The 10,665-nt window shown below is 44.4% G+C and carries 9 protein-coding genes; 3 read left to right on the top strand and 6 right to left on the bottom strand.

Annotation, left to right across the window (positions count from 1 at the left end; all coding sequences use genetic code 11):
* Positions 1–93: 93 nt before the first annotated feature.
* The 5 genes from ACHUFW_RS14940 to dapA all read right to left on the bottom strand — a co-directional run bounded on the left by ACHUFW_RS14940 (position 94) and on the right by dapA (position 5,623).
* A complete protein-coding gene (locus tag ACHUFW_RS14940; RefSeq protein WP_394204134.1) occupies positions 94–1,161 on the bottom strand; it encodes a ketoacyl-ACP synthase III in 1,068 nt (355 codons plus the stop codon).
* A 95-nt stretch (positions 1,162–1,256) separates the two neighbouring features.
* Positions 1,257–1,928 carry a GntR family transcriptional regulator gene (locus tag ACHUFW_RS14945; protein ID WP_028774341.1) on the bottom strand — a complete coding sequence of 224 codons (672 nt, stop codon included), beginning with the start codon at positions 1,926–1,928 and terminating at the stop codon, positions 1,257–1,259.
* Between the two features lie 107 nt (positions 1,929–2,035).
* Entirely contained in the window at positions 2,036–3,601 is a 1,566-nt protein-coding gene (locus ACHUFW_RS14950) for an aldehyde dehydrogenase (NADP(+)) (RefSeq protein ID WP_394204135.1), read from the bottom strand.
* Positions 3,602–3,628: 27 nt separating this feature from the next.
* Positions 3,629–4,630 (bottom strand): 4-hydroxyproline epimerase, encoded by a 1,002-nt coding sequence (locus ACHUFW_RS14955; RefSeq protein WP_394204150.1) that lies wholly within the window; start codon positions 4,628–4,630, stop codon positions 3,629–3,631.
* 78 nt (positions 4,631–4,708) lie between these two features.
* Positions 4,709–5,623 carry a 4-hydroxy-tetrahydrodipicolinate synthase gene (dapA, locus tag ACHUFW_RS14960; protein ID WP_394204136.1) on the bottom strand — a complete coding sequence of 305 codons (915 nt, stop codon included), beginning with the start codon at positions 5,621–5,623 and terminating at the stop codon, positions 4,709–4,711.
* 193 nt (positions 5,624–5,816) lie between these two features.
* On the opposite strand from dapA, the gene ACHUFW_RS14965 reads away from it, so the two are divergent.
* Together ACHUFW_RS14965 and ACHUFW_RS14970 are read left to right on the top strand one after the other, a co-directional pair.
* Positions 5,817–6,857 (top strand): proline racemase family protein, encoded by a 1,041-nt coding sequence (locus tag ACHUFW_RS14965; RefSeq protein WP_394204137.1) that lies wholly within the window; start codon positions 5,817–5,819, stop codon positions 6,855–6,857.
* Positions 6,858–6,890: 33 nt separating this feature from the next.
* Positions 6,891–8,180 (top strand): NAD(P)/FAD-dependent oxidoreductase, encoded by a 1,290-nt coding sequence (locus ACHUFW_RS14970; RefSeq protein ID WP_394204138.1) that lies wholly within the window; start codon positions 6,891–6,893, stop codon positions 8,178–8,180.
* 61 nt (positions 8,181–8,241) lie between these two features.
* Here ACHUFW_RS14970 and ACHUFW_RS14975 read toward each other — a convergent pair whose 3' ends face one another.
* A complete protein-coding gene (locus tag ACHUFW_RS14975) occupies positions 8,242–9,546 on the bottom strand; it encodes an aminopeptidase P N-terminal domain-containing protein (protein ID WP_394204139.1) in 1,305 nt (434 codons plus the stop codon).
* Between the two features lie 129 nt (positions 9,547–9,675).
* Between ACHUFW_RS14975 and gmhB the strand changes: the two genes are divergently transcribed.
* Positions 9,676–10,260 (top strand): D-glycero-beta-D-manno-heptose 1,7-bisphosphate 7-phosphatase, encoded by a 585-nt coding sequence (gene gmhB / locus ACHUFW_RS14980; protein ID WP_394204140.1) that lies wholly within the window; start codon positions 9,676–9,678, stop codon positions 10,258–10,260.
* Positions 10,261–10,665: the final 405 nt, after the last annotated feature.

A 10,665-nucleotide genomic window follows, 5' to 3' on the forward strand; every position in this document is an offset into this window, starting at 1 on the left:
TTATGCCAATTGGTATAACATTTAGTAGCAAGCGAAGTACCTAATAAAAAACGCCAGCTTAAGCTGGCGTTTTTAAGATATATCTGTTGCTGGTTATTCACCACAAAAATGTTTAACAGCTTTGCTAACCAGTTCAATACCTGTTTGATCACAGGGTGGTAGTTCAGCATCTGATGTATTGATTGGTGTGATGCGATCACCCCATTTAATCAATGCCGCAGCAGAGGTGAGACCTGCACCAAAAGCGCATGATAAAATTGTTTGATTAGGTTTAATCATCCCTTTTTCTAACGCGTCGCAGATGGCGATAGGAATGGTTGCCGCTGATGTATTACCATAATTAGCTATGTTGACAACCGCTTTTTCCTTAGGGATCTTCATCCGACTAATTAACGTATCGATGATGCGCTCATTTGCCTGATGGGGAATAACCCAATCAACATCATCTTTGCTGACATCGCATTTTTCTAACACTGCAGTACTTAATTTACCCATGCCGGCAATAGCACGTTTAAAGATTTCTTGGCCATTGAACTCAATGTAGAAGTCCAGTGATGCAGCATTAAAGCGATCCATGGCGGTACCAAAGCCGGCTTTTAGAATGTCACGGCCAGCGGGGTCATTATTTAGCTCGTAACCAAGCACACCCTCAACGTTATCCGTTGCTTCAAGCACGACGGCGCCAGCACCATCGCCAAACAGTACTGCCGTTTCACGGCGAGACCAGTCAAGGTAGAAAGATAGCCTTTCAGCACCAATAACTAGCACTTTTTTGCATTGGCCACTTTTAATTTGTGATGAACCTAAACCTAAGCCATAAAGAAAGCCACTGCATGCAGCATTGATATCAAATGCGCCACAGGTCGCACCGATGTTGGCCTGAACGGTTGAGGCGATATTCGGGATTAGCGTATCAGGGCTTGCAGAGGCAAGAATGATCAAATCGATTTCACTGCCATCGATACCCGCTGCTGCTAATGCGCGTTTTGCCGCTACCGATGCCATCTCTGAGGTATCAACGTGACTGATGTGACGTTGACTAATACCTGTTCTTGGCTTAATCCACTCATCTGAGGTATCGATAAAGGTGGCTAAGTCATGGTTAGTCAGTGTGGCGGGTGGAACACATTTTCCCCAGCCTGTAATCGTGGCGTACTGCATGTGGTAATCTCTCAAGAAATAAAAGGCAGAACCTTAGCTCTGCCTTGTCAAACTAATAATTAAGCCTAGCAAAATGTAAGCTAGTCAATTGTGACCTAGTCGACTTGTTGCGCAACCAAATCGCGAATAGCATCAGCAGCGTGTAATATGTGCGCGCGTAGCAGCTCTACAGCTTCATCTATTTGCTGGTTTTTGCAATAGCTTAGCATATCTCTGTGATCTTGTGCTGCTCTAGGAATTCCGCCAGCTAAAAGTAGTTGCAGGCGAATGTAGCGATCACAGTTAGTGTTTAGGCCATGGACGACTTCAAGGGTGTGAGGTCGATTTGCTGGCTTATATAAACAAGTGTGGAACAGGGTATTAAGCTCGCTCCAAGTGCTAACAGCATCTTCTTGTTTAAATGCCGTTTCTAATTCGGTTAGATACTTTTCAGCTTGCAGCAAGTCTTCATCTTGAAGATTAGGAATTGCCTTGGCTAAAAGGTCGGTTTCTATGAGTGCTCTGAGTTCGAATAGCTCAGTGACTTGATCAACAGACAGTTCTGTTGCTGTCGCCCCTTTATGAGCTTCAAACTTAACTAAACCTTCTGCTTCAAGTTGCAATAAAGCTTCGCGAACTGGGATTCGGCTGACATTTAACTCTTCTGCTAAAGCGCTTTGACGAAGAGGTTCACCTGCAGCGATGTCGCCTGAAAGGATTTTTTCCCTCAGCACTTCGACCACAACTTGTGTGCGTGTTTTATGGACGATGGGGGTATTTCGGCTCATAGTTCCCGTATCAATTTTGTCGTTATTTTAAATTATCCGCCTAAGATTACCGCTTATAACGCTATAAATAAAGGGAAACCGTGGTTTCCCTTTATGAAAAGCGCGTTTTAAAACTTATTCACCTTGGGATGATCATCTTTTAATTCCGCAGGTAAAATCGATTGTGGCATGTTTTGGTAGCAGATGGGTCGTTGAAAACGACTGATTGCTTCACTACCCACAGAGGTTGTTCGAACATCGGTACTGGCGGGGTAGGGACCACCATGCATCATTGAGTGGCATACCTCAACGCCGGTTGGCATTTGATTGAATATGATTCTGCCGACACGGTAGCTGACACTATCAATGAGGTCTGCATGTTGGTTAAGTTCCTGCTCTATGCCATGAATGGTGGCCGTGAGCTGTCCTTCAAGCGCATTTGCCACTTGTAGCATTTCCTCAATGTTTTGGCATTCAACCACAATGGCACAAGGGCCGAATATCTCTTGTTGTAGTTGTGGCTCTTCAAGGTATGCCGCTGCTTGCACTTTTACCGCACTTGGGCGTGTTTGGTGTGCTGCCTCGCTTGAACGTCCTTGAGCAATCAGACTGACCTTAGGGTTATCTATTAGGGCTTGCACTTGCTCATGGTATACAGCGGCGATGCCTGGGGTTAACATCGCATTGGCAGCTTGGTCCGCTAAAGATTCAGCCATCGCTGCTAAATATCGGGTTAACGCATCGCTTTTTACCGCGACGACAACGCCTGGACTAGTGCAAAACTGTCCATGTCCCATCATCATTGAAGCCACTTGATTTTGTGCCAAGGTCTCCGCTTGCTCCGTAAGGATATCACTGAGCAGGAACTGAGGGTTTGTTGAGCCAAGTTCACCATAAAATGGAATGGGCTGTTGGCGTGCAGCACAGGCATCAGCCAGGATACGGCCGACTTTAAGGGAACCGGTAAAGCCAACGGCTTGAATGACTTTGTGAGTCACAAGCTGTGTTGATACCTCCGCGGTGCGCCCTTGTACTAGGCTAAATACCCCTTTGGGCATGTTACAAGTACTGATAGCTTTAGCGATTGCTCGGGTGACTAATTCGCTGGTGGCAGCATGGGCTGGGTGGCCTTTTACGATCACCGGGCAGCCTGCGGCCAGTGCTGAGGCGGTGTCACCGCCAGCTGTTGAAAAAGCCAATGGGAAATTCGATGCACCAAATACGGCGACGGGACCCAGTGGAAGTACACTTAAGCGTGTATCGGGTTTTGGTAACGGTGTGCGGTCTGGGTTGGCAGTATCGATAATGCCATGATGAAGTGGGTTGCGTAAATTGTTGGCAAACAAACGTAATTGCCCACATGTACGCCCAGTTTCGCCCTGTAACCTTGGCATCGGCAGTCCAGATTCGGCATTGGCCACTAAGGTAATTGCTTCAATTTCAGCTTCTATTTCTAAGGCAATAGTTTCAAGGAACTCGGCACGCTGCTCTGCCGTTGTGCGGCGATATTGTGTGAATGCTTGGGCTGCAGCTTGGGCTGCTAAATCAATGTCAGTGGTGCTAGCGTTGGCAAACATCCAAGCTAGAGGTTGATTTGCCTGTGGATCAAAACTGGCAAAATCGTTGGCATCACCGATCCACTGTCCATCAATATAGTGCTGACCTGTAATGGCTATTTTTGTTAATTCTGTCATGTTAATTCCTGATAATTATAGGGTTTGCTAAACCACTTGAAACCCAAAGGCATAAGGGTCGTCATCGTCAACGGTAATGGTATTTTGGCCTGTTATTCTTGCCCAGCCTTGAATACTTGGGTTGATAGCCTCAAATTCACCGATTTGGGTTGCCGATTCAATGCGGCCAATGAATTGGCTGCCAATAATACTTTCATGGGTATATTGATCACCGACATTAAGCTGGCCTTTAGCATAAAGTTGCGCTAATCGAGCACTGGTTCCGGTTCCACACGGAGAGCGATCAATCGCTTTATCGCCATAAAACACGGCATTAGCACCTTGAGAGCCATTTGAAATCGTATCTCCAGTCCAAAGGACATGGGACACACCTTTTACAGTGGGATCTTGGGGATGAACACAGGTTAAATTTTGATCTGCAATTTCTCGAACAATAGGGCTCCAGCGCAATATGTCTGCGGCACTCCATTCACGCAAACCAGGAAAATTTTGCTGGGGATCAACAATAGCGTAGTAATTGCCGCCATAGGATACGTCTATTTTTAATGGTCCAAGTTCGGGAATATCTAAAATAACGTCGCGATGGGCCAAATAAGCTGGGACGTTAAAAATCTTTACCCAGTCGACTTTGCTGCCGGTTTGTTGATATTCAATATAGATTTGCCCAGCAGGAACATCAATGGTTAATTTACCAGGGTGTTTAGCGGTCAATAGCCCAGATTCAATAGCAGCGGTAATGGTACCAATAGTGCCATGGCCACACATAGGTAAGCAGCCGCTGGTTTCAATAAACAGTATTGATGCATCAGCATTGTCACTGCAAGGCGGGTAGAGAAATGCCCCAGACATCATGTCATGACCGCGGGGTTCAAACATTAACGCTTTACGAATCCAGTCATATTCATTGAGAAAATGCTGACGCTTTTCACTCATATTGCGACCAATAAGGTTTGGATGTCCACTGGTGACAAGCCTTACTGGGTTTCCGCAAGTATGAGCATCGACGCAAAAGAAGGTGCCTTTTAACATTCGAGCCATACTCCGTATGTTTATATAAGTTAGCAGTGTGGCTTGTTTGATAACAAACCACAGCTAGTTTAATCAGGCTTAGTCCAAGTTGTACTTGTCTAGGTCGATACGTGTTTCCATGGCTTGTTTCATCACTTGCTCAACGTATGCACGCTCTTCGCCAATCAATGTCATACGTGGCATGCGAACATTTTCACTACCACGACCAACGATTTGTTCTGCAAATTTGATGCATTGAACCAGCGTTGGGATTGTGTCTAAGCGAAGTAGCGGCATAAACCAGCGGTAGATTTCTCGTGCTTCTTCTATGCGTCCAGCACGCGCAAGCTTAAACAAGGTAACTGATTCGCGTGGGAAAACGTTGGTTAAGCCAGAAATCCAACCAGTGGCGCCTAAGAAAATACTCTCAAGGGCGATATCATCAACACCACATAGAATGTTGAAACGATCACCAAAACGGCTTTGCAGCTCAGTTAATCGGCGTGTATCTGTGGTTGATTCTTTTATCGCAACAATGTTCGGTTCTTCGGCCAAAATGGCAGTCATTTCAAGGTTGATATCAACGCCATAACCAACAGGATTGTTATAAATCATAATGGGGAGCTGAGTTGAACGTGCAACGGTTTGATAATGAGCAACCACTTCACGATCTGTGCCGCGATACACCATTGCAGGTAGCAGCATCAAGCCATCTACACCTAGTTTTTCAACATCTTGTGCGTAAGTAGATGCGGCTTCTGCGGTGTTTTCAGTACAACCTGATAAGACCAAAATACGACCGTTGACTGTGTCTACGGTATGCTTGATAAAGTCCCGTTTCTCTTGCGCGGTTAATGATGCGTTTTCACCGATTGTGCCTAATGCGATAACACCGTCAATACCATCACGTATAAGGTCTTCTAGCATCCGTGCATTTGATTCATAGTTAATTGAACCATCATCATTGAATTGAGTTGAGATAGCTGGGAATACACCTTGCCAGTTTACTTTCATGTTGAGACCTCTTGTTGCTTTCACAATGAACTTAGATGCGAAAATAAAGTTATACCAATTTTTGGATTGTTCCAAAAGTTATAGTATATTGTATACAATTTCTCAGTGAAGAAAAGCCCTTTAATTCGATTATTAGTTTTTAGGGGCTGTTAGATACGATATATTGCATACAAATAATAAGAGGGAAAAACGCATGCGTCTATTGGATATTAGTCAAAGTTGGTTGCAAAACTGTCAACAATTCACCACGCTCGATGCACACACTGAAGGTGAGCCTTTGCGGATTATTACGGCAGGGTATCCAGAGTTAAAGGGTGAGACGATTCTGCAAATGCGCCAATATGTGACGGCAAACTTAGATCAATATCGTAAGTTGCTGATGCATGAACCAAGGGGGCATGCCGATATGTATGGAGCGCTGTTAACACCGCCTGTCACGCCTGGTGCCGATTTTGGTGTTCTTTTTTTACATAACGAGGGATATAGTAGCATGTGTGGTCACGGTATTTTGGCGTTAGTGAAAGTGGCTGCTGATACCGGTACGATAGAGGTGGGAGCTTGCCCTCGAGTCATTAAAATTGATGCGCCAGCCGGATTAATCACTGCCTCTGCTTATCGAGATGAGCAAGGCCAATTACATGCTAGTTTTAAAAATGTACATTCATGGGCCGAAGCACTTAACTGCAGCGTAAATGTCCCAGGGTTTGGTGAAGTTGAATATGATATTGGCTTTGGTGGCGCCTATTATGCCTATGTAAATGCCGATCGCTATGAGTTAAGTTGCCACCCAGATAATGTGGCGCAGTTGATTGATATTGGTCGGCGTATAAAACATGCTGTGATGGCAAGTCATCCGCTCACTCACCCCTTAGAGTCCGATTTAAGCTTTTTATATGGGACTATTTTTACCTCTAATAAAGTGACTAATCCACAAGCACATTCTCGCCATGTGTGTATTTTTGCTGATGGCGAAGTGGACAGGTCGCCAACCGGAACAGGAGTTGCTGGGCGTATTGCATTGTTATATGCAAAAGGCCAAGTTGAATTAAATCACCCATTAATGATTGAAAGTATTGTTGATGGCAGAATGTTAATCAGTGCCACTAGTACTGCTGAATTTCATGGAAAGCAAGCGGTGATTCCTGAAGTCTCTGGGCGCTCTTTTATTACAGGGAAACATCAATTTATCGTCGATCCTGAAGACATTTTTCAGCACGGCTTTATGTTGCGCTAAATATTGTTTTAATTTGACCAAAGGAATAGATAAATGACTGTCAAGCAAGACGATAAATTAGCTAGCGTTGATACATCTATCACCATTGTCGGTGCGGGTATCGTGGGGTTAACGGCGGCTATTGCGCTACAAAGATCCGGCTACCTAGTGACCGTAATAGATAAAGAGGGTGCCGGCAGTGGCGCTTCTAAAGGTAATGCGGGTCACTTTGCTACTGAGCAGATGTTTCCATTAGCCGATCCGGCAATGTTACTAAAATTACCTGGTATGTTACTCGACCCTTTGGGGCCTTTTAGAATTCAGCCAAAATACTTTTTTAAAGCACTGCCTTGGTTTAGTCGATTTCTACTCAATATGTTGCCAGCCAAGCGCCAACATAATCAGTGGGCGATAACTTTACTGAATCAGGCTGCAATTGATGCGATGGTTGAACTTGTTGACTATTGTCAGTGTCCTGAACTGTTAACATTGAATGGTAGTTTATTGGTTTTTGAAAGTGCGTCAGAAAAAACGGTCAATGCTCAATACCAAGCCTATTTAAACGCGGGGGTTAAGGTCACCTTGCTGTCTGGTGACGATGTTCGGCAGTTAGAACCGAGTTTAAGTTCGGCTATTACTCATGCGCTATTTTTTACCGAGGTTGGTCACACCATCGATCCGTTTGAACTTTGCCAAGCATTAGAACGTAAGTTTTTGGCCAATGGCGGCAAGGTGATACTGGATGCTGTCGATTCAGTGACATCTAAAAGTGCTGAAAAAAATCAACTAGGGTTAACCTTGGCAAGTGGCAATCATCATCAAGCCAATCAACTCTTAGTCGCAGCAGGGGCGTGGTCTAAACCTTTGGTCAAGCAGTTGGGTTATCACGTTCCACTGGAAACTGAGCGTGGTTATCATCTAATGATGCCGCAACGAAGTACATTGTCTCGTCCTGTAGCGTCTTTTGATCGTAAGTTCATTATTACGCCAATGAAGCACGGAACGCGTTTGGCTGGTACCGTTGAATTTGGCGGCTTAAAAGCACCGTTAGTCGAAGCGCGGGCCGATTGCCTATTGCCACATGCCAAAGCCATATTGCCAGCGCTTTTTGCGCAGGCGAAAGTCAGTGATGGTGAGCGTTGGATGGGCTTTAGACCGTCCTTGCCAGATAGTTTGCCTGTGCTTGGCAAAAGTGGCCAACATGACAATGTTTACTTCTCTTTTGGTCACCAACACTTGGGGTTAACCTGGTCAGCTATCACAGCCAAATTAATACAGCAGCAGGTGGTAGGGGAGCAATTACAGATCAATTTACAGCCTTATTCCATAGAGCGTTTTAATTAGCACTACACTAACTTGTGCAACTGCCATACGATTTATGATGACAGTTGTACAATTGCCAATACTAGGATGAGCTCATTAGCGCTTCGATTTCATTAACAGTTCGAGGTACCTGGGCTGATAAGTTTTCATGACCGTCATCAGTGACTAATATATCATCTTCAATCCGTATCCCCATGCCACGAAATGCTTTTGGTACATCTTCGGCATCGGCGGGTATATAAATACCGGGTTCAATAGTAAACACCATTCCAGGTTCTAAAGTACGCCACTTACCCTGTACATCGTGGTAGGGGCCAACATCATGTACATCCATACCTAGCCAGTGACCGGTTTTATGCACAGTGAATCGTTTATAACTCTCGTTTTGCATTATCTCTTCGATGTTACCATCCAATAAGCCGACTTCTAAGAGTCCTTCAGCCATGACCCGCATACAGGTTTCATAAAGATGATTCCATGGTGTTCCCGGTTTTACTTTTGCAATAGCGGCATCAAGAGCAGCAAGTACGATGTTATAGATGGTTTTCTGTTGTTGGTTGAATTGACCATTAACCGGATAAGTGCGGGTAATATCAGCGGCATAATGTTGATATTCGCCGCCCGCATCAATGAGCAACATCTCTCCATCGTTGAGATCGCAGCAATTTTCTTCATAATGTAAACAAATCGCGTTATTGCCCCCTGCAACAATATTAGGGTAGGCGACATCGTCACAACCGTATTGAGCGACAGTGTAGTTAAACAATGACGCGAGTTGGCGTTCATTGGTATTAGGTTGACAGTTGCTCATCACCGCAACGTGACCAGCAATAGATGCGTTAACTGCAGATCTAATAAGCGCGATTTCTTCATCCTGTTTAATGACGCGCATCGGATGTAGTATCTCTGCGAGGGGGTGCACGCTTGTAAAACACTTAGGGGTATCAAAACTGCAAGTTAAACGTTGTTGGTTTGTCCAACAAAGCAGCTGACTAGAGAACCGGCCAAGTTCATCAGAGATATACAGATTTGGGCAGTTTGCGATCAGTGTCAGTAATACTTCCTCGAATTCAACCAGCGGGTAAGCTTTGTCTGCGCCGTGAATGCTAATCGCCCCTTCTACACCAGCTCTAGCACCAAAGCTAACTTCTTGAGCAGGGTCTTTAGGCCGACAGAAAAGGTGGTACCGACCACTACTTTGCTCCAACACTGCAATAGCTTCAGGTTCATTAAAGCCAGTAAGATAATAGAAATCGTTGTCTTGCCGAAAATGATACTTAATGTTCTTGCTTCTTACTTTTTGCTGATATCCGACGATAATTGCAATGCTGTCTTTTGGTAGTTGCGCCAATAAGGTTTTGCGCCGTTGTTGATAGATATTGGTCATATAAGGTAGTTCCATTGCATATTGGCTTGGCCTACATACACTGATTATTTATAGGATATTGTATGCATTTCACATGATTCCTTAATTAATAGCAAGTTGACGGTGCAATTTAACTGTAGGAATGGAATAATGTCGGCAATTGCGAAACCAAGAGAATTGATTGTGAAACGAGCGGTATTTTTAGACAGAGATGGTGTTATTAACATTGATCATGGTTATGTTCACAAGGTTGATGACTTTGATTATGTTGAAGGCGTGTTCGAGGCATGTGCTTCATTGAAGCAAATGGGTTATTTACTTGCCGTGGTAACCAATCAGTCTGGTATCGCCAGAGGCATGTACTCTGAAGAGCAATTTCATACCCTTACCGAATGGATGGATTGGAATTTTGCCGATAAAGGCGTTGAGCTTGATGGTATTTATTATTGTCCTCACCATGCGGACAAAGGGGTGGGCGAATATAAGGTCGACTGCGACTGCCGTAAACCTAAGCCAGGGATGATATTGTCGGCCGCGCAGTTTCTAAAGATCGATTTAAGTCAATCCGCAATGGTAGGTGATAAACGCGATGATATGTTAGCAGCTCAAGCCGCAGGCATTCCACATCGTATATTAGTGCGTACAGGAAAAGAAGTTACCGACGAAGCCATTGCTGCGGCGACGGTTGTATTGGATTCGGTTGCTGATGTACCAAACTATTTAGCTAGCCTTTAAACACTCATCGCCAGTTTTCACTGCTATAATTTATCGCTCTATTGTTTTATAACGCCTTCACATTACCTCAATGTGGAGGCTTTTTAAGCAAATTTCCGGGTTTATTTCACCTATTGTTCGAATTTTGTGCTCTTGATGCGAAATTTGAAAACAATCTCGAAAAAGGGGTTGACGGCAAAGTCGCAATCAGTAGAATACGCAGCCCTAGCCACTTGGAACTACCGAGATGTGCTAACGTTCTTTAACAATTTATCAAGTAATCTGTGTGGACACTCACAGGTGTTGAGTTAATCGAAAAAAGATTAAATCAATGGCTCTTTCACTAGAGATAGTGAGTGTTCATAGCAATATGTCTTACGTTTTTGTTTCCACAAGAATGTAAGTATCGAGTTTACTGCTTCTTTA

Source organism: Shewanella waksmanii (assembly GCF_043643685.1).
GTDB classification, from domain to species: domain Bacteria; phylum Pseudomonadota; class Gammaproteobacteria; order Enterobacterales; family Shewanellaceae; genus Shewanella; species Shewanella waksmanii_A.

Bases quoted from the DNA above. Each gene is read 5' to 3' on its own strand.
- dapA (WP_394204136.1), bottom strand. From the start codon at position 5,623: ATGAAAGTAAACTGGCAAGGTGTATTCCCAGCTATCTCAACTCAATTC.
- ACHUFW_RS14970 (WP_394204138.1), top strand. From the start codon at position 6,891: ATGACTGTCAAGCAAGACGATAAATTAGCTAGCGTTGATACATCTATC.
- ACHUFW_RS14965 (WP_394204137.1), top strand. From the start codon at position 5,817: ATGCGTCTATTGGATATTAGTCAAAGTTGGTTGCAAAACTGTCAACAA.
- gmhB (WP_394204140.1), top strand. From the start codon at position 9,676: ATGTCGGCAATTGCGAAACCAAGAGAATTGATTGTGAAACGAGCGGTA.
- ACHUFW_RS14945 (WP_028774341.1), bottom strand. From the start codon at position 1,928: ATGAGCCGAAATACCCCCATCGTCCATAAAACACGCACACAAGTTGTG.
- ACHUFW_RS14975 (WP_394204139.1), bottom strand. From the start codon at position 9,546: ATGACCAATATCTATCAACAACGGCGCAAAACCTTATTGGCGCAACTA.
- ACHUFW_RS14955 (WP_394204150.1), bottom strand. From the start codon at position 4,630: ATGTTAAAAGGCACCTTCTTTTGCGTCGATGCTCATACTTGCGGAAAC.
- ACHUFW_RS14950 (WP_394204135.1), bottom strand. From the start codon at position 3,601: ATGACAGAATTAACAAAAATAGCCATTACAGGTCAGCACTATATTGAT.
- ACHUFW_RS14940 (WP_394204134.1), bottom strand. From the start codon at position 1,161: ATGCAGTACGCCACGATTACAGGCTGGGGAAAATGTGTTCCACCCGCC.